The sequence below is a fragment of the Dickeya oryzae genome (assembly GCF_020406815.2).
GTDB lineage: Bacteria > Pseudomonadota > Gammaproteobacteria > Enterobacterales > Enterobacteriaceae > Dickeya > Dickeya oryzae.
The window spans coordinates 4,240,700-4,259,522 of the sequence record NZ_CP162670.1; the positions used below are offsets into that span (position 1 = coordinate 4,240,700).

Annotated in this window: 14 protein-coding genes and 1 CRISPR repeat array (1 of these 15 only partly in view); of the genes, 8 read left to right on the top strand and 6 right to left on the bottom strand. The window is 55.8% G+C overall.

Going from position 1 to position 18,823, the window contains the following annotated elements:
• Positions 1-325: 325 nt before the first annotated feature.
• Genes LF929_RS18665 through LF929_RS18680 form a run of 4 tightly spaced genes read left to right on the top strand, consistent with a single transcriptional unit; the run spans position 326 to position 4,294 of the window.
• Positions 326-1,765: a circularly permuted type 2 ATP-grasp protein gene (locus LF929_RS18665; RefSeq protein ID WP_226093129.1), complete on the top strand. Its 1,440-nt coding sequence runs from the start codon at positions 326-328 to the stop codon at positions 1,763-1,765.
• Entirely contained in the window at positions 1,759-2,688 is a 930-nt protein-coding gene (locus tag LF929_RS18670; protein WP_016943027.1) for an alpha-E domain-containing protein, read from the top strand. Before LF929_RS18665 ends, LF929_RS18670 begins: the two co-directional genes overlap by 7 nt.
• On the top strand, positions 2,685-3,503 hold the full coding sequence (locus LF929_RS18675; RefSeq protein WP_226093090.1) for a transglutaminase family protein: 819 nt from the start codon (positions 2,685-2,687) through the stop codon (positions 3,501-3,503). Before LF929_RS18670 ends, LF929_RS18675 begins: the two co-directional genes overlap by 4 nt.
• 56 nt (positions 3,504-3,559) lie before the next feature.
• Complete coding sequence (locus LF929_RS18680; RefSeq protein ID WP_038906845.1) at positions 3,560-4,294, top strand: proteasome-type protease; 735 nt, start codon at positions 3,560-3,562, stop codon at positions 4,292-4,294.
• Between the two features lie 112 nt (positions 4,295-4,406).
• Here the strand turns inward: LF929_RS18680 and LF929_RS18685 are convergent, their stop codons facing one another.
• From LF929_RS18685 to LF929_RS18705, 5 genes are all read right to left on the bottom strand, one after another.
• Positions 4,407-6,014: an ABC transporter ATP-binding protein gene (locus tag LF929_RS18685; protein ID WP_226093089.1), complete on the bottom strand. Its 1,608-nt coding sequence runs from the start codon at positions 6,012-6,014 to the stop codon at positions 4,407-4,409.
• Entirely contained in the window at positions 6,007-6,828 is an 822-nt protein-coding gene (locus LF929_RS18690) for an ABC transporter permease (RefSeq protein WP_012883113.1), read from the bottom strand. The genes LF929_RS18685 and LF929_RS18690 overlap by 8 nt, the downstream gene beginning before the upstream one ends.
• A gap of 27 nt (positions 6,829-6,855) precedes the next feature.
• Complete coding sequence (locus LF929_RS18695; protein WP_226093088.1) at positions 6,856-7,854, bottom strand: ABC transporter permease; 999 nt, start codon at positions 7,852-7,854, stop codon at positions 6,856-6,858.
• A gap of 49 nt (positions 7,855-7,903) precedes the next feature.
• Complete coding sequence (locus LF929_RS18700; protein ID WP_226093087.1) at positions 7,904-9,445, bottom strand: ABC transporter substrate-binding protein; 1,542 nt, start codon at positions 9,443-9,445, stop codon at positions 7,904-7,906.
• A 70-nt stretch (positions 9,446-9,515) separates the two neighbouring features.
• On the bottom strand, positions 9,516-10,424 hold the full coding sequence (locus tag LF929_RS18705) for a homocysteine S-methyltransferase family protein (RefSeq protein WP_226093086.1): 909 nt from the start codon (positions 10,422-10,424) through the stop codon (positions 9,516-9,518).
• Positions 10,425-10,811: 387 nt separating this feature from the next.
• Between LF929_RS18705 and nrdD the strand changes: the two genes are divergently transcribed.
• Positions 10,812-12,950: an anaerobic ribonucleoside-triphosphate reductase gene (gene nrdD, locus LF929_RS18710; RefSeq protein WP_038906837.1), complete on the top strand. Its 2,139-nt coding sequence runs from the start codon at positions 10,812-10,814 to the stop codon at positions 12,948-12,950.
• A 100-nt stretch (positions 12,951-13,050) separates the two neighbouring features.
• Complete coding sequence (gene nrdG, locus LF929_RS18715) at positions 13,051-13,515, top strand: anaerobic ribonucleoside-triphosphate reductase-activating protein (protein WP_038906180.1); 465 nt, start codon at positions 13,051-13,053, stop codon at positions 13,513-13,515.
• A 212-nt stretch (positions 13,516-13,727) separates the two neighbouring features.
• Here nrdG and LF929_RS18720 read toward each other — a convergent pair whose 3' ends face one another.
• Positions 13,728-14,180, bottom strand: a complete 453-nt coding sequence (locus tag LF929_RS18720; RefSeq protein ID WP_019843618.1) for a YhbP family protein — start codon at positions 14,178-14,180, stop codon at positions 13,728-13,730.
• A 479-nt stretch (positions 14,181-14,659) separates the two neighbouring features.
• Between LF929_RS18720 and LF929_RS18725 the strand changes: the two genes are divergently transcribed.
• The gene (locus LF929_RS18725; protein WP_226093085.1) at positions 14,660-15,235 is read left to right on the top strand and encodes an Ail/Lom family outer membrane beta-barrel protein; all 576 of its coding nucleotides are present in this window, start codon (positions 14,660-14,662) and stop codon (positions 15,233-15,235) included.
• 623 nt (positions 15,236-15,858) lie between these two features.
• On the top strand, positions 15,859-17,535 hold the full coding sequence (locus LF929_RS18730; protein ID WP_226093084.1) for a methyl-accepting chemotaxis protein: 1,677 nt from the start codon (positions 15,859-15,861) through the stop codon (positions 17,533-17,535).
• Between the two features lie 59 nt (positions 17,536-17,594).
• Positions 17,595-18,823: direct repeats of the CRISPR family, unit length 29 nt; unit sequence CGGTTTATCCCCGCTGGCGCGGGGAACAC (it continues 143 nt past the right edge of the window).

Genomic DNA, 18,823 nt, shown 5'->3' on the forward strand with positions numbered 1-18,823 from the left:
TTTATCTAATCGTCTTAATCGTATCTACACGCTATAGCTCAGTAGCAGAATAGGACATTAAATCGCAATACGCAACATTTTGTCGCGCATATTTTCGCTATTGACTGATAGTGTTGACTCAACTCTGTGCGCCCTCCTCCACTATCGCACCATTTCCTATCGTTATTCGCTGCATAACCCCGCCATAGCGCACCGCTTGCCATCATTTGCACCAGCGAAGTGCAGTTTTTCTCACCCACCTGCGATAAGTACCTCATTTACCACGCTGGCATGCTTTCTGCATTTTCTCTTGTATCTTCTATCAAGCGGAATGCAGGGGATGACAATGATAAAAATGACGCTTCCGGCCGCGCCTTACTACGATGAGATGCTCAACGCAGAAGGCCAGCAGCGCCAGCACTACGACGCCTATTGGCAATGGTTGCAACAGACTGACCAACATGCCATCCGCCAGAAGAAAGAGCAGGCTGAGTTACTGTTTCACCGGGTGGGAATTACCTTTAATGTCTACGGCGAAGAAGGCGGCACCGAACGTCTGATCCCGTTTGACAGTGTGCCGCGTATTATCCCGGCCCACGAATGGAAAATGCTGGACCTCGGCATTCGCCAGCGCGTCAAAGCGCTCAACGCCTTCCTCTACGACATCTATCATCAGCAGCACATCCTCAACGCCGGTATCGTGCCCCGCGAACAGGTGCTGGCGAACGAACAGTACCAGCCTTGTATGCAGGGTGTTGATCTGCATAACAATATTTATGCACACATCACCGGTATCGATATGGTGCGCAATAGCGACGGCCACTATTACGTGCTGGAAGACAACCTGCGCACGCCATCCGGGGTCTCCTATATGCTGGAAAACCGCAAAATGATGATGCGGCTTTATCCAGATTTGTTCGCCAGCCAACACATCGCACCGGTAGAGCGTTACCCCAGCTACCTGTTGCAAACCCTGCGCGAAAGCACCCACATTGACGACCCGACCGTGGTGGTGATGACGCCGGGCCGCTTCAACAGCGCCTATTTCGAGCACAGCTTCCTCGCTCAACAAATGGGGGTGGAACTGGTCGAAAGCGCGGACTTGTTCGTCAAAGAGGGCGCGGTGTATATGCGCACCACCGAAGGGCCGTGCCGGGTGGATGTGATCTACCGCCGTATTGATGATGCCTTCCTTGACCCGCTGGCGTTCCGCGCTGATTCCATGCTGGGAGTGCCGGGGCTACTGTCGGTATACCGCGCTGGCGGTGTGGTGCTGGCAAACGCTATCGGCACCGGTGTGGCGGACGACAAATCCATCTACCCTTACGTGCCGGAGATGATCCGCTTTTACCTGTCTGAGGAGCCAATTCTCGGCAATATCCCGACCTGGCAGTGCCGCAAACCCGATGACCTCGCTTATGTACTGGCAAATCTCGCCAGCATGGTGGTGAAAGAAGTACACGGTGCCGGGGGCTACGGCATGCTGGTCGGCCCCAAATCCACCAGCCAGCAAATCGAAGATTTTCGTCAGCGTCTGCTGGCTAACCCCGGTAACTATATTGCCCAGGACACGCTGGCGCTCTCCACCTGCCCCACTTTCGTCGAGGAGGGATTGGCGCCCCGCCACATCGACCTGCGCCCATTTGTCCTCTACGGCGAGGAAATTCGACTGGTTCCCGGCGGGCTGACCCGCGTCGCGCTGACTGAAGGATCACTGGTGGTGAACTCCTCGCAAGGCGGCGGCACCAAAGACACCTGGGTGATGGAGGAGGATGAATCATGCTAAGTCGTACCGCCAGCGAACTTTATTGGATGGCCCGTTATCTGGAACGGGCGGAGAGTGTCGCCCGCGTGCTGGACGTCACCTACAAACTGTCGATGATGCCACGCCACAGCCAGCAGCAGCACGATCTGGCGCTGCCGCTCAACCTGACGTTCACCCATGAACTGTTTCAGGAGCGCTACGCCCGCTTCACCATGAATAATCTGCTGAATTTCTTCGCGCTGGACAGCCACAACCCCAGCAGCATTTACAGTTGTATCGAAATGGCGTGGAACAATGCGCACGCGGTGCGCGGCAGCCTGTCGTCCGAGGTGTGGGAGTGCATCAATACCACCCGTATTGATATTCGTAACCTGCGCCAGTCCGGGGTAGATAAAATTGGTATCGACGCCTTTTTTGACTGGGTGAAAGAGCGCGCTCACCTGTTTCGCGGTGCCATGTTTGGCACCCTGCTGCGTAACGACGCCCAATGTTTTATTCGCATCGGCACCTTGATCGAACGGTCGTTCGCTACCGCTCAGTTGCTGACCGTCAAGGATCAGCAGCTCAATAACGACCTCGACCCGGTGCGCGAATACTACCGGCTCGATACCCTGCTACGTGCGGTGAGCGCCCGCGAAGCCTACCACAGCCTCTATCGTCAGCCCATCAGCCGGGAAACGGTTACCGAACTGCTGGTACTGCGCAATGACGTCCCCCGATCGCTGCATGCCTGCGTGGGCGATCTGGTACAGCAACTGGAGATGATCGGCAGCGAACGGGCGCGTATTCCGCAACGTCTGGCGCATTTGCTTCACGTGGAACTGCGCTTCGGCTCGCTCGACGATATCCTCGCCGACGACCTGCAACACTACCTCAACCGTTTCCTCACCAAAATCAACGAACTGGCTGACAGCATCCGTCACACCTATCTGGAGGCGCTATGAAACTGACCATCAATCACCTGACCCACTACCGTTACGATGAAGAAGTGAAGTTCAGCACCCAGTACCTGCGACTGACGCCGCAAAGTTCTGCCCGCCAGCGCATTCGGGAATGGAAGCTGACGCTGCCCACCTCCGCTGTCGCCACCACCGATGCCTATGGCAATCTGATGCATGTGCTCACACTGGATAGCCCGCACCACGATATTCTGATCCACGCACAGGGGGTGGTGGAAATTGCTGAGGGCGTGGAAGAAGTGCCAGAAGAGGAAGACGGATTGTCGCCGTTGATTTTTCTGCGCGGCACCACGCTGACCGAAGCGGACGACGCCATCCGCCACTTTGCCCGTCGCTATTATCAGGAGGCGGACCCGATTGGCAGCCTGGAAACCCTGATGGCAGAATTGCAACTGAAAATGCCGTATACTCCCGGCGCAACGCAGGTGCAGGATACCGCCTGCGTGGCCTTTGCCAAAGGCAAGGGCGTCTGTCAGGATCACACCCATGTGTTTCTGGCCTGCTGCCGCAGCCTGCATATTCCGGCACGTTATGTCAGCGGTTATGTGTATAGCCGCGATACCACGCATGTCGCCATGCATGCCTGGGCTGAGGTGTGGCTCAACGAGCGCTGGCACAGTTTTGACATCACCAACAATACCCGCAAGCTCAATCAGCATTTGCGCCTTGCGGTGGGGATGGATTATCTGGATGCCTGCCCGGTGCGCGGCAGCCGTCTGGGTGGCGGGTGTGAAGAGATGTTTTCAGAAGCGGCAGTGAGCCTGTTCGAACGCCAGCAACAGGCGCAACAGCAACAATGACAGGAGCGACGACTCCTGTTTTCGTCTAGTCGGTAAAATCGGTAAAAAGGTACTGTATGACCTATTGTGTGGCCATGCGTCTGTCTGACGGGCTGGTTTTTGCTTCCGACTCCCGCACCAATGCGGGGGTTGATCACATCGCAACCTTCAGAAAGCTCCACGTATTCCATCAGGAAGGTGAGCGCGTATTGGTTATCCAGTCGGCGGGTAATCTTGCCACCACCCAAAGCATTATCAGCCTGCTCAAGGCGCGTATCCATGCCCAGCATACGCCCAACCTGATGCAAACCAGTACCTTGTACGACGCCGCCACCCTGGTGGGTGAAACCGTGCGTGAGGTTATCCACCGCGACAGTCTGGCCCAGCAGAACGGTAGCAGCACCAATTTCGGCTGCAACCTGCTGCTTGGCGGCCAGATTGGCGACGAAGCCCCACGGCTGTTTCATATCTATCCGGAAGGTAACTTTATCGAAGCGACCGGCGATACCCCGTACTTCCAGATAGGCGAGAGCAAATACGGTAAACCGATTATCGACCGGGTACTGACGATGGATACGCCTCTGGAACAGGCCATGTGCTGTGCACTGATTTCGATTGACTCTACATTGCGCAGCAACCTGTCAGTCGGCTTGCCGCTGGATGTGATGATATACCGTGCTGGCAGTTTCGATATCAGCGAACAGCACCGCATCACCGAAAACGACCCTTACTTCGCTACCATTCGCAAAGCCTGGTCGGAAGGATTACTGAATACCTTTCGGCAGTTGCCGCCGTTTCCGCCACAAGCGTAAAGTACCGCCGAAACCGCGATCCTCAATATCGCTGGTGTCATAATCGCTGGTGTCATACCGGGCACTTGCCCGGTATGAACGGATGATACGCTTATACCTACCACATATTTGATTACGGCAATAACGCGCTTTGGTTCGCCATCACATCCCGCAACCAGCCGCAGCGCATTTCCGGCACCGCCAGCAGCAGTTGTTGTGTGTAGTCATCCAGCGGCGGCGAGAGCGCTTCCGTCACCGGCCCTTGTCGGACAATATGGCCGTGACGCAACACCGCCACGCTATCGGCCACTTCGCGCACCACGTGTAAATCGTGGGTGATAAACAGATAAGCCACGCCGGTTTCCTGCTGGATCTGACGCAGCAGCGCGAGCACGTCACGGGCGACCAGCGGGTCCAGCGCCGAGGTTGGCTCGTCGCAGATGATAAGCGACGGCTGTGCCGCCAGTGCGCGGGCAATACAGACGCGTTGCTTTTGACCACCTGACAGCGCGGTGGGGTAACGCTGCGCCATCTCCGCGGGCAACCCAACCTGATGCAACAAATCGCTGACGCGCAGGCGTCGTGCAGCAGCGTCCAGTTGGGTCAGGCACACCATTGAGCGCTCAATCTGTACACCGACGGGTAAACGCGGGTTGAGCGCGGTGTCCGGATGCTGATGAATCATCTGGATCGATTGCAATTGTGCACGATTACGCTGCACCAGTTTCGGTGGCAGCGCATCACCGTTGAGCCGAATCTCGCCGCCCGCCGGTGCCAGCAACCCACACAGGGTTCGCCCCAGCGTCGATTTGCCAGACCCAGATTCGCCGATCACCGCCAGCGTGCGTCCACGCGCCAGTTGCAACGACACGTCCTGCAATACCGGTTGTTGCTGATAACGTGCACCAAGATGACGGATATCCAGCAGGATGTCGTCTGTCACCGCTTGCGGTACTTTGGGTTCGCCACGTGCCTGTAACAGGTCACGGGTGTAGGCTTCAACAGGGCTAGCCAGCAATGACGCGGTGTCGCCGGTTTCTACCTGACGACCATGCCGTAACACCATAATACGGTGGCTGATTTGCGCCACCACCGCCAGATCGTGGCTGATATACAATGCGGCAACGCCCGTCAGCCGGATAATCTCATCGATGGCGTTGAGTACCCCGAGCTGGGTGGTCACGTCCAGTGCGGTGGTCGGTTCATCAAAAATGATCAGGTCGGGGCCAGCGCACATCGCCATCGCGATCATCGCCCGCTGCAACTGACCGCCGGATACCTGATGCGGATAACGTTGGAAGAAGGTTTGCGGTTCCGGCAACGACAGTTGGGTAAACAGTTCTATCGCCCGTGCCACCGCCTGCTGGCGTGACAACACACCGTGACGCACCGCCGTTTCAATCACCTGCTCGCCGATACGCTGCGCCGGGTTAAACGAGGCACTGGCGGATTGCGCCACATAAGCAATGCGAGCGCCACGAACAGCGCGCAACTGGCGCTCTGAGAGCGAGGCCAGGTCACTGCGCTTATCACCGTTCTGAAACCAGATATGCCCGCTTTCAATACGCATGCCGTGGCGACAGTGCCCAAGAATCGCCTGACCGATGGTGGATTTCCCTGCGCCGGACTCGCCAATCAGCCCCAACACTTCCCCTTTATGCAGGGTAAAGTTGATGTCCTCTACCAGCGCCCGGCCACCTGCCGTCACGCACAACTGTTCGACCCGCAGCAACTCACTCATGACGGCCTCCACGCCAGTTACGACCGTCACGGCTTAGCAGCCAGTCCGCCACCACATTGAGCGACACCGCCAGCAGGGCGATGGCCGCCCCCGGCACCAGCGCCGCCCACACCCCAAACAGGATGCCGTCTTTGTTGTCACGAGCCAGTCCACCCCAGTCGGCGGTGGGCGGCTGAATCCCTAACCCCAGAAACGACAACGCCGACAGGAACAGCAAAATAAAGATGAAACGCAGCGCGAATTCCGCCACCAGCGTGTTGCGCGCATTCGGCAAAATCTCACGCCACAGGATCCACCCCATCGACTCACCGCGCAATCGCGCGACCTCAATGAATTCCTGCGTGGCGATATCCACCGCCAGCGAACGCGCGACCCGCAGCACGCGAGTGGCTTCCAACACGCCCAGAACCAGAATGATGATGAAGGTGCTTTTCGGCAGCATCGCCAATACTACCAAAGCCAGAATCAGCGTCGGGATCGCCATCAGCACGTCATTAACGCGGGAAATCAGTTGGTCCACCCAACCGCCGCACACCCCGGCCAGGAAACCCAACCCGGCTCCCAGCGCAAATGCCAACGCTGCCGCCAGTGCAGTCACCGCCAGCGAGGTACGCGTTCCCCAAATCAGGCGGGAAAACAGGTCGCGCCCGATATTGTCGGTACCCAGCCACGCCTGCGGCATGGGCCCCAACCAGGCACCCGCCACCACCTTATCGGCCGGATAAGGCGCAATCCAGGGGGCGAACAGCGCCACCCCAATAAACAGACCCAGCCCCAGCAGACCGAGCACCACGGAAGGTTTTACAGCAGGCATGTACAGATATCCATTCGGTTGACGGCATTACCGCCGGGCATGACGCAGACGCGGGTTCGCCATCAGCGAGACCACATCTGCCAGCAAATTCAGCAGGATGTAAATCGTCGCCAGCACCAGCGCGCAGCCCTGAATCACCGGCATATCGCGTTTACTGATGCTATCGACCATGTACTGACCCAGCCCAGGGTAAACAAACACGCTTTCGACAATCACCACGCCTACCATCAGGTACGCCAGGTTAAGGACAATCACATTGATGATTGGCCCCCAGGCGTTGGGCAGCACGTGGCGCAGCAGGATAACCGAAGGCGACATCCCTTTCAGCAATGCCGTGTCGACATAGGCGGCGTTTTGCGCGCCTATCAACGCCGCACGGGTCATATTGCTCATGTGGCCCAGCACTGCCAGCACCAGCGTCAGGCAGGGTAGCGCGATGGCTGTCAGATGAGCCCCAAGCGGCATATGATCGCTCACGTTGCTATTGCTCGGCAGCCAAAACAGGCTGATGGAAAAAATCAAAATCAGCAGGTAGCCGGAGAAAAACTCCGGCAACGCTACCGCGACGCGGGCAAGCAGATTGAGCAGCCGGTCAAGCCAACTGCCCTGATAACGCACCGACAAAAAGCCTATCAGCAGCGCCAGCGGCACCGCCACCACGGCGGTGCACCCGGCCAGAAACAGCGTATTTTCCAACCGCCATGCCAGCACTGGCGCAATCGCCTGACGGCTGGTAAAGCTCTGGCCGAAATCGCCGCCGATCATGCCCCCTAGCCAGCTGAGATAACGCGATACCGCGGGTTGATCCAGCCCTAACTGGGCATTCAGCGCGCGTACTGCTTCCGGCGTTGCCGTCTGCCCCAGAATAGCGGTAGCGGCATTGCCCGGCAGCAGTTGAATACCGGCAAAAATCAGTACCGATACCACGGCAACCATCGCCACCCCCGCCAGCAAACGCCGCAGAATCAACATCAGCAGCGGGTAGCGATCAGCCCATTGTTCAAGCACCGTCCATCGGCAAAACATCGTCACATTACCTGCCTTTTACCCGCATCTTACCCGCCCTTTATCTCTCTCAGGCCAGCCACACTTTTTCCGCTGCACGGTTGCCACTGAGCGGGAAGCCTGGAATGGCATTCAATCCTTTCACTTTGGTACTGCAGGCGTCGAGCGCGTCAGCGTACAGCGGAATGATTTCGCTGCTATTATCCACCAACATCACCTGAATATCGTGGTAAATCTGACGGCGCTTGTCTTCGTTGACTTCACCACGTGCCGCACGCACCAACTGGTCAAAGGCATCGCTCTTCCAGCCAGATTCGTTCCATGGTGCCTGACTGGTGAACACCAGCGACAGCAGCGCATCAGCGGTAGGACGCACCGACCAGTTAGAGGACACAAACGGTTTTTTCATCCACACATTGTCCCAGAACGCGTCGTCCGGCACACGCTCGACATTCAGTGTGATGCCCGCTTTCTGCGCAGACGCCTGATACAACTGACCGGCATCCACCGCACCGGGGAAACCGGCATCGGCAACAGAGAGTGTCAGCGGGCCACTGAACCCGGCTTTCTGCCAGTGCCATTTGGCTTTCTCCGGGTCGTAAGGGCGCTGGGGAATGTCTTTGGCGAAATAGCGGTTGGACGGGAAAATCGGGTTATCGTTCGCTACGCTGGCATAGCCACCCAGCACAGTATCGATAATCTGCTGGCGATCGATCGCGTATTTCAGCGCCAGTCGGCCGTCTTCGTTATTAAACGGTGCGACATTGCTCAAACCTGGGAAGGTGAAAATCTGGCTGTCACGCGAGCGCAGCAGTTGCAAGGTCGGCATGTTCTGAATGCGCCCGACAATACGCGGGTTCACACGGTTGATAATGTGTGCGGAGCCACTCACCAGCGCTGCCACACGGGCAGTAGAGTCGTTCATCGCCAGCGTTTCAACCGAGTCGACATGGCCGCGTGCGCTGTTCCAGTGATTCGGATTGCGTTTCACTAACGTGCGCACGCCAGGCTGGAAGCTCTCCAGAATAAAGGCACCGGTACCGATACCTTTGTCGAAATTCTCGTTTTCCGGGGTAATGGCAAAGTGCACATCGCTCAGCAGTGCGATGAACTCTACGTTCGGTTCACTCAGGCGAATGGTGACTTCGTGGCTACCGGTGGCGTCCATCGCCACGACCGGGTCGAGATAGCCTTTCACCGATGAACTGGATTTCTCACCACGGTGGTGATTGAGCGAATAAATAACGTCTTTAGCGCTGAGCGTGCGGCCATCATGGAACTGAACGCCTTTGCGGATAGCCAGCACCCACGTGCACCCGCCGTCCTTGCTCTCCCAGGATTCGGCCAGTGACGGCACCAGCTCGCCTTTTTCATCCAGCTCCAGCAGGTTATTAAACAGCTGGGACCCCACGAAGTACATGTAGGTTTCAAACCAGAATGCCGGATCGAGACGGTCGGTACTGGAGGCGTTATCCACCCCGACTATCAAATGACCGCCTTTTTTCGGTTGTTCTGCGGCATCGGCACCCCAGGCGGCGCTCAACGGCCAGCCGGTAGCGGCCGCTGCGACGGATAAGGCGCAGGCACTTTTAATAAAATGACGACGATTCATGTTGTGTTCCCTTCGTGAGTGCTTATCCGTTACGGATAGTTATTATCGTTATAAAAATAACCGTCGGCGTTTACGCCTGACGGTGGAATGCCTGTGCCAGACGGGCAATATGCTCCGGGCCGATACCACAACAGCCCCCGACCAGCGATGCCCCCTGCGACACCCATTCTTGCGCCCATTGCAGGTAGCCTTCCGGGTGCGTATCGGTGCGCAGTCGGCTCAACCCTTCGTTCGCACCGCGCTGGTTATCATCCGGCTCGAACGCGTTGGCGTACACGCCCACACCAATCTGTGCTGACAGCGCACTTAACGTCGCGCTGGCCTGTGCCACGGCGGGGGCCATCACTTCCGGGCGGCTACAGTTGAACAACAGGTTCGCAGCCCCCAGACGAGCGGCCTCCTGTGCGGCTGCAGCCACGGTTTCACCGGAGCGCAGGCGGGCATGACCGTCAGCATCCAGTTCATCCTGCAACGTAAATGACAGCCACAGCTCGCGCGGGTCATTCGCCAGCAGTTCACGCACCAGCGCCACTTCCGCCAGCGAGCTTTGGGTTTCCGCCAGCCAGACATCCACATAAGGATTGAGGGCATCGATCAACGTTTTCAGGATCGGCGTCGCCGCCTCGGCGTTAAAAAGATCAGGACGATATGATCCCAACACCGGCGGCAGTGAACCGGCAACCCGCACCGGATGCGAGGCGGCATCCGCCGCCTGACGCGCCAGTTGGCCGGCCAATTCGGCCAGAGCCTGGCCCCGTTCGCTAAATACCGCTTCACCGATATGGAAAGGCACCACGGCATAACTGTTGGTGGTAATCACCTGTGCACCGGCAGCAATAAAGCTGTCATGCACCTGACGCACATGCTGTGGCGACTCCATCAGCGCCAGCGCCGACCACTCCGGCTGACGAAAGGGAGCGCCAATGCGTGCCAGTTCACGCCCCATTCCCCCGTCCAAAATCAGAACGTTGTCTGCCATTGTCTTTCCTTAATCAGGTCATCGTATAAAAGAGAGTTCCCGCCACCATACAAAAAGCCTATATGGATGTCTAGATGCCTTGATAGCTAAAAGCACAGACTGCCATCAACGCAGTGATGACGGGGCTGTGTCCCACCCGCCGAGTTTTGATCGTTATTTAACCAAGACTGATTTCTCTACGATGCTCAAATTTCCTTGAGCCAGGTCAATTTTAGCGCAATAAAACTGCCCCCCCTTGCAGGCGAATTCAATATATAGTGTCTATCCTTTTACAGAAACCTACATATTGTGTTTATCCACAAAACCATCCACAGCCTCCACGTCCGTGGTCAGACGTGGTTTTTGCCTGTGGATAACCTCAACAAAGGAAACACACCGAGGAATAACATGAAACCAGTAGTGATTAAGCGGGACGGATGTCAGGTACCTTTTGACGAAAACCGAATCAATGACGCGGTCATCAAAGCGGCTAGTGCCGCAGGTGTGGATGATGCGGACTACTGTGCCACCGTCGCCGCTGCCGTCGCTCAGCAAATGCAAGGAAAAGCGCGCGTTGATATCCGTGAGATCCAAAACGCGGTAGAAAACCTGCTGATGGCCGGCCAATACAAACAACTGGCGCGCACCTATATCGAATACCGCCACGATCGTGATGTCGCTCGCGAGCGTCAGGGCCGGTTAAATCAGGAAATTCGTGGGCTGGTAGAGCAGAGTAATATGGCGCTGCTCAACGAGAACGCCAATAAAGACAGCAAGGTTATTCCCACCCAGCGCGATCTGCTGGCGGGGATCGTCGCCAAGCATTACGCCAAACAGCACATCCTGCCGCGCGACGTGGTACTGGCACACGAACGCGGCGAGATTCACTACCACGACCTCGACTATTCGCCGTTCTTCCCGATGTTCAACTGCATGCTGATAGACCTCAACGGCATGCTGACGCAAGGGTTCAAAATGGGTAACGCGGAAATTGAGCCGCCGAAGTCCATCTCCACCGCCACGGCGGTTACCGCGCAGATCATCGCGCAGGTCGCCAGCCATATTTACGGTGGCACTACCATCAACCGTATTGATGAAATTCTGGCGCCGTTTGTTACCGCCAGCCATGAAAAACACTGCGCCGTGGCCCGCGAATGGCAGATTCCCGATGCCGAAGGTTATGCCCGTAGCCGTACGGAAAAAGAGTGCTACGACGCCTTCCAGTCACTGGAATATGAAGTGAATACGCTGCATACCGCCAATGGCCAGACGCCGTTCGTCACCTTCGGTTTCGGGTTGGGTACCAGTTGGCAATCGCGGTTGATTCAACAGTCCATCCTGCGTAATCGCATCGCCGGACTGGGTAAAAACCACAAAACGGCGGTATTCCCGAAACTGGTGTTCGCCATCCGCGACGGCCTCAACCACAAACCGGGTGACGCGAACTACGACATCAAGCAACTGGCGCTGGAGTGTGCCAGCAAGCGCATGTACCCGGATATCCTCAATTACGATCAGGTGGTGGAAGTCACTGGTTCGTTCAAAACGCCGATGGGTTGCCGCAGCTTCCTTGGCGTATACGAAGAAAACGGTGAACAGGTCCACGACGGGCGTAATAATCTGGGCGTGATCAGCCTCAACCTGCCGCGCATCGCGCTGGAAGCCCACGGTGACGAAGCGCGTTTCTGGCAATTGCTGGACCAGCGCTTACTGTTAGCCAAAAAAGCGCTGATGACGCGAATTGCCCGGCTGGAAAATGTAAAAGCGCGTGTAGCGCCTATACTTTATATGGAAGGGGCATGCGGAGTACGCCTGAAGGCGGATGATAATATCGCCGAGATTTTCAAGAACGGCCGTGCGTCTATTTCGCTGGGTTATATCGGGGTGCATGAAACCATCAACGCCTTGTTCAGCAATCAGGTTCATGTGTTTGATGATGACACCCTGCGCCAGAAAGCGGTGGAGATTGTCGCCCGCTTGAAGGCTGCCACCGAAAGCTGGAAAGAGGAGACCGGTTACGGTTTCAGCCTGTACAGCACGCCAAGCGAAAACCTGTGCGACCGGTTCTGCCGTCTGGATACTGCTGAGTTCGGCGTCGTAGCTGGCGTGACTGACAAAGGTTACTACACCAACAGCTTCCATCTCGACGTGGAGAAAAAGGTCAATCCGTACCAGAAGATCGATTTTGAGGCCCCTTACCCGCCGCTGGCGAATGGCGGTTTTATCTGTTACGGCGAGTATCCTAACTTGCAGCACAACCTCAAGGCGCTGGAAGACGTATGGGACTACAGCTACACCCGGGTTCCTTATTACGGCACCAATACGCCAATAGACGAGTGTTACGAGTGCGGCTATACCGGTGAATTCACCTGCACCAGTAAAGGCTTTACCTGCCCGCAGTGCGGTAACCATGACGCGGCACGCGTGTCGGTCACACGTCGGGTGTGCGGTTATCTGGGTAGCCCGGATGCACGTCCGTTTAACGCCGGTAAGCAGGAAGAGGTCAAACGCCGGGTAAAACACCTTGCCAGTGGGCAACTGGGCTGATGAGTCCGCGCCGTGCGCCTGATTGAGCGCACGGCCTTATTCACGACTGCAGCCTGAGGCTGATGCCGCCCGGCGGGCGGCCTTTTGGACGGTCATCGCTATGAACTACCATCAATACTACCCGGTGGATGTGGTCAACGGTCCGGGAACACGCTGCACCCTGTTTGTGGCAGGCTGCGAGCACCAGTGCCCCGGTTGTTATAACCAGAGTACCTGGCGTCTGAATTCCGGGCACCCATTCACACAGGAAATGGAAGATCGCATCATCGCCGATCTGCAAAATACCGACCTGCCACTACAAGGGCTGTCGCTGTCAGGCGGCGATCCGCTGCACCCGCAGAATGTGCCTGACGTACTACGGCTGGTACAACGGGTACATAATGAGTGTCCCGGCAAGGATATCTGGATGTGGACAGGCTACCAGCTGGATGAGCTGACGCCAGAACAGCACCAGGTCGTTGATTTGATTAACGTACTGGTGGACGGGCGTTTTATCCAGGAACAGCGGGATTTAACGCTGGTATGGCGCGGCAGCCGCAATCAGGTGATTCACCATCTACGCTGATAACTGGCATCTGCGCTAATCACTGACGTCTGGGCTGATAGCAGGCACCGGCGCAGGCAAACCGTGTGGCGCCTTCGCGCCACCGGCAACCGAGGTCACTGCACCGACGTCCCCAAATCAACGAACCCACATCGACGCGCCTTTATCGACGCGCCCTCATTGATGCGTCCTCAATGATGCGTCCTCAATGATGCGTCCTCAATGATGAATAGTTAACACGCCTCCGCTACGGCATCACGACGCCAGAGGTGTTTCTTTCCGAATCCCAAGGCGTTGTCGGTCATTTTCATTTCGTTGAGCGACAGTTTCCAGACCGGTGCGCCGCTACTGCGCGCAATGGGAAACCGAACGTTATAGCGATTACGCGCCTGTGCTTCTTCCTCACCGCTCAAGCGGCTGATTTCTCCCAGAAACTGCACGCCTCTGATCAGCAGCACACTCTTGGGCTGGCCGTTGACCGTGCCAGCCACGCGCGGACAGCGTCGCATAATCTCGCCATGCCGCGTATCCGGCTCCGTCATCAGATAAAAAGCAATCTTTTCATCATCAAATACATAAAAGCAGTTGGCGCACCATAAATCGTCATCGTCGCTGACACACAGCGTCAACACATGCAACTTCTTCAGATAGCGGGAAATGACTCCCAAGGTATTCTCTGCTTCCACAGCCTCTCTCCGGGTGGAACGTCGTTAATCCTCGCCTGACCGGATAGCATCAGTCCCTGTCATTGTGAACTGCACATAATGCCACTTCCCGGGCAAAATAAAGACCTGTCGCGCCGGTATTTTGCCCGCGGATAATAGAAAAAACGGATAACATCTTCACAGAAAGGGAATTTTTGGGTGGTTTGACCAGTTAAGGGGCATGTACCCGCGCCTGAAACCGACAATTATGCTGTTTTCGCCTCCATTAGCACCTCTTATTGTGAATAATTTCTTCGCCTCGCCGATAACACACTCGCGTGATAACGAGGCCCCAAACCCACTGTACTGATTACTATTCGGTGACGCGTCTTTCGGTTGCGAACATCATTGGGTTTTTCTTGCGGTTGTCTCTGCGCTAAATAATCCAGCAAATCGCCTCTGGCATAGAAGTGCTTTGAGGAATGAAACGTAAAAAATAAAACCTTCAAATGGATAGGATAATGAAAAAAATAGTGTTATCGGCGTTATTGGCAAGTGGATTGTTCTGTGGGCTGACCGCCCATGCGGGTATGAATACCTTTTCGGTCGGATATGCACAAAGCAAAATTCAGGGTCTGAAAAACATCGGCGGCATCAACGTGCAATACCGCTATGAAGTAGACTCAGAGCTTAGTCTGATTGGCTCCTTTTCTTACCTTGATGGCGATGCTGATGTATCAAACCGTATTAGTGACGATGTGATCCGTAATCATGCTGACAGCAAATACTACTCGTTCCTGATAGGCCCGGCTTATCGCATCAACCCAGTGATCAGTGTCTATGCGCTGGTTGGTACTGCTCACGTTAAAACCGATGTTTCTTCTGAATGGTTCAATTTCGAAAGCGGTAAAGGGTTAATCAGCCAGGGGACGCAAAAGAGTACATTCTCATCGAACGCTCTCGCTTATGGTGCCGGGGTTATCATCAATCCAGTAGAAAACCTGTCCGTCAATCTGGGTTACGAAGGAACCAAAGCGGATATCAACGGCGATCGCCCCATCAACGGCTTTACTGTCGGTGTTGGCTATCGATTCTAAGTTTCTCACCGTATTCCCTGCTGGTATCTCACTACCGCCAGCGGGGGTATTGAAATGCCCTTATCTCACCTGCACACGGTAATATACCGTGAATCATCTACAATTATTCTGGCTGCCAGACTAGTTTCTCCCGCCATAGCGAGCAACCGATAACGAATTATTCAAAATAATGTGAGGTAACTAAAATATTGCTCAATAAGACTTTGATTTCCGCTACTGTCTGTATCCTAAATAGCATCATGATGTGAGAGCAGAAAAGAGGGCATAACCAAATAGTTACGTTGGCGTGCACCCACGTTATGACAACCATTTATTGTTAATAACAACGCACCTGAATACATTGAATGTTAATTAAACTATACCCAAAATAATTCGAGTTGCAGGACGGCGGCAACCGAGCGAATCCCCAGGAGCTTACATCAGTAAGTGACTGGGGTGAACGAGGGCAGCCAACACACCTGCAACTTGAAGTATGACGGGTATAAACGGGAATTAGCCATATTTAAACACTCCACCGTACTTTTTACATTATTCGCGTTGCGAAAATACGTGACTGCACCTATCCGTTATGTCGAACAGAGGGAAAATCTGACAACCAGTGGCAGAGAAACCCGGGAGAAAAAATGAAAAACTACAAAATCGGTACTCGGTTATCCATAGGGTTTGGGATACTTATCGCGTTTTCGTTGATTATGCTTGCCAGCGGTATTTATCAACTCAACCAGATAACCCGGAACGCAGAACAAATCATGCTGGTGCCGCTGCGCAAAGAACGACTGGTAGCCGACTGGGCGGCGACGCTCTCAGCCGGGATACAGCGGACCACCGCCACAGCACGTAGCAGCGACCCTTCGCTGGCGCAGGTGTTCGCGGCAGATAACGCCAATGCCACCAAAGAGAACAACGAACGTGTGGCTAAATTTACCGAGCTGGTGTCGTCAAAAGAAGAACAGGGGCTATTGGATCAACTCAACGCCGACCGTAAGGCCTACCTCAAAGCGCGCGATGAGATTTTTGGCGCTAAATCGGCAGGCAATGCCGAACTGGCCAAACAGGCCTTTGAACAGAGATTACTGCCGGTTTCCGTTCAATACCAAAAAAGCATGACAGCCCTGCGTGATTATCAACGTGCCAATATTGACCGCATGCGGGAGGAGATTTCGGCACGGGCACAGAGCAGTTACCTGTTCCTCGGCGTCCTCGGTCTGATGATTACCCTGGTCGGTTCGCTGCTCGCCTGGATGCTGACCCGCAGTATTGTGCGACCGCTGCAAACCGCAGTTCAGGTGACGAATTCTGTCGCCAGAGGGGATCTCACCGCAGAGATTTCGCCACAAGGCCGTGATGAACTGGCACAGTTGCAACACGCGCTACAAGACATGACTGGCCAGTTACGCACCGTTGTTGGGGAAGTGCGCGAAGGGGCTGAAGCCATTGCCGGGGCGTCATCTCAGCTCTCTGCTGGCAATCAGGATCTCTCCAGCCGTACTGACGAGCAGTCCAGTGCGTTGCAGGAAACCGCAGCATCGATAGAGCAACTGACCTCCACCGTTCGGCAAAATGCCGATAACGCCAGACAAGCAAACCAACTGGCTCAGGATACCGCCAAGCAGGCGCAATCCGGCGGGCAACTGGTTAGCGAAGTGGTGCAAACCATGGGCGCTATCGACAGTTCCTCCAAGAAAATTGTCGATATCATCGGTGTTATCGACAGCATCGCGTTTCAAACCAATATTCTGGCGCTTAACGCCGCGGTTGAAGCCGCCCGTGCTGGTGAACAAGGCCGTGGGTTTGCGGTGGTGGCAAGCGAGGTGCGTAACCTGGCGCAACGCAGTGCTTCCGCTGCCAGAGAAATCAAGGAACTGATCGGTCATTCGGTAGAAACGGTGGACGCCGGGAACCGGCTGGTGGAAAAAGCCGGGGTCTCCATTCAGGGGATTGTGGATGGCGTGCGCAAAGTCAGTGAACTGGTCGGCGAAATCAGCGTCGCCAGTCAGGAGCAGTCACTGGGTATCGAGCAGGTCAACCAGGCGATTAATAAAATGGAACAAACCACGCTGCAAAATGCTTCGCTGGTCAGAGAAGGCTACAACGCCACGCAATCCCTGCAACAGCAGGCTGAGCAGTTAAAACAGGTGGTCAGTATTTTCCATCTCGAAGAAGCAAGAAGCGGGTCTTACAATCTGGCGGGCAACCGACCGATGATTTCCCCTTCATCGGCACCGGCAGCGAAAACACTGGCACTCAAAAAACCCGCCGCCAAAACATCAGCCAGCGCAGACGACTGGCAGTCGTTTTAACCCTGTCTGACGGTCCAACATCGGGCACGCGTAATCACACCGCGTGCCCGATTTATTTCTGCCTTATCCCCGCTGGCGCGGGGAATACTCGACGAGCGTAGCCATTGCTTTGGCTCCGTTCGGTTTACCCCCGCTGGCGCGGGGAACACTTTTCCATCCTTACTCGGGTCTTTTCTCGCTCCGGTTTATCCCCGCTGGCGCAGGGAACACTGGTAGCGCGTTAGGCTGGAACCCGTAGCCACCGGTTTATCCCCGCTGGCGCGGGGAACACAGAAAAAAGAGCATATAGAGGTGTTTAAGGGGCGGTTTATCCCCGCTGGAGCGGGGAACACGAAAGATCAAGCAGTCAGATCACAAGACTATGCGGTTTATCCCCGCTGGCGCGGGGAACACGGGATGTGGGGATAGTCGCCGATCTTCTTGAGCGGTTTATCCCCGCTGGCGCGGGGAACACCAGGGTAAATTCCCACATTGTACGAACCGTGACGGTTTATCCCCGCTGGCGCGGGGAACACTTTCGTTTCATCACCAGCGGCTTTCTTGGCGGCGGTTTATCCCCGCTGGCGCGGGGAACACGCGTCGAATTTGTCTTCGGTAATTTCGGCCAGCGGTTTATCCCCGCTGGCGCGGGGAACACGAGTGCTGCTCATTGATAGTGGCGATTTCAGCCGGTTTATCCCCGCTGGCGCGGGGAACACAGGACAGATACACGTTGTTTGTGTTGAAACTACGGTTTATCCCCGCTGGCGCGGGGAACACATCAACATACGTCTGATCCTGACGGCGCAACTCGGTTTATCCCCGCTGGCGCGGGGAACACACGGTGAAAGAAGGTCGTGCGCGGGTAAATGGCGGTTTATCCCCGCTGGCGCGGGGAACACGATGGTCTCAGCCGGTCTTGACACGGCTTTCCCGGTTTATCCCCGCTGGCGCGGGGAACACCGCGCATTTCCGCTGAAAAAGCTCTCTGTATACGGTTTATCCCCGCTGGCGCGGGGAACACCTGGCACTAGACTGGCAGGGGCGCATAAAATTACGGTTTATCCCCGCTGGCGCGGGGAACACCGATTCTTCTACCGGATTTTGCCGATTTACCTCGGTTTATCCCCGCTGGCGCGGGGAACACTCCGTCCACGCCGACGACTGGGACAATTCCGCCGGTTTATCCCCGCTGGCGCGGGGAACACAGTGCCGTCCCAATTGTTGATAGCGATTTTGGCGGTTTATCCCCGCTGGCGCGGGGAACACACCGACTGATGTCATCAGTCATGATGTGCAGCAGGTTTAT